Annotated in this window: 1 protein-coding gene and 2 pseudogenes; all 3 read right to left on the reverse strand. The window is 31.9% G+C overall.

The window, feature by feature from the left end; genetic code table 11:
* Positions 1–85: pseudogene (locus AC07E5_RS09630) on the reverse strand (IS1595 family transposase); the annotation flags it as partial.
* Positions 86–116: 31 nt separating this feature from the next.
* Positions 117–344 (reverse strand): HpaII family restriction endonuclease, encoded by a 228-nt coding sequence (locus AC07E5_RS09635; protein ID WP_498625326.1) that lies wholly within the window; start codon positions 342–344, stop codon positions 117–119.
* An 11-nt stretch (positions 345–355) separates the two neighbouring features.
* Positions 356–487: pseudogene (locus tag AC07E5_RS09640) on the reverse strand (DNA cytosine methyltransferase); the annotation flags it as partial.
* Positions 488–624: the final 137 nt, after the last annotated feature.

Below are 624 nucleotides of genomic sequence, written 5' to 3' on the forward strand. Positions count from 1 at the left end.
CTGTTTTAGAAGCAGGAATATCAATGCAAAAGCACTGAATAATTTTTTTAATCTTATAGTGACTTAATTTACTGTTTTCTATCATGATTCTAGACTAACATATCTATTCTGCTAGTCTAGAGCCTTACTAAATATCCACCTGTAGAATCAATTTCGTTACCTGTCCAAACTGTACCAGGCATCATTCCAATTGCTATTTCACACAATAATTTTTTAATTTTAAACTGATAAAAAGGATGCTGATGTTCAAAAGAATATTTCATTGGATTTTCATAAGAAATTTCATTAAAAATATCTTTAACTGAATTAAGAGTTGATGTGTAATATTTAAATATAGAGTTCACTCCATTCCCCCTTATTTGCTGTAATCATACTCACCAATCTTCAATGCTTTTAATATTTCTTTTGCAGTTGCCTGTATCGCTGGAATAGCAACAGAATTTCCAAATTGTTTATAGGCTGAGGCATCTGAAACCACGATTTTGAAATGATCTGGAAACCGTTATTTAAAACCTACTCAAACCTACTCAATGTGGGTTTGATGTTTAATTCCTACTTCACCATCAAGAACCTAAAACATTTGCTTTAGGGATTACCTCAATTCCATAGGCTGTCACGGTGTAA

This window comes from Acinetobacter seohaensis, assembly GCF_056431365.1.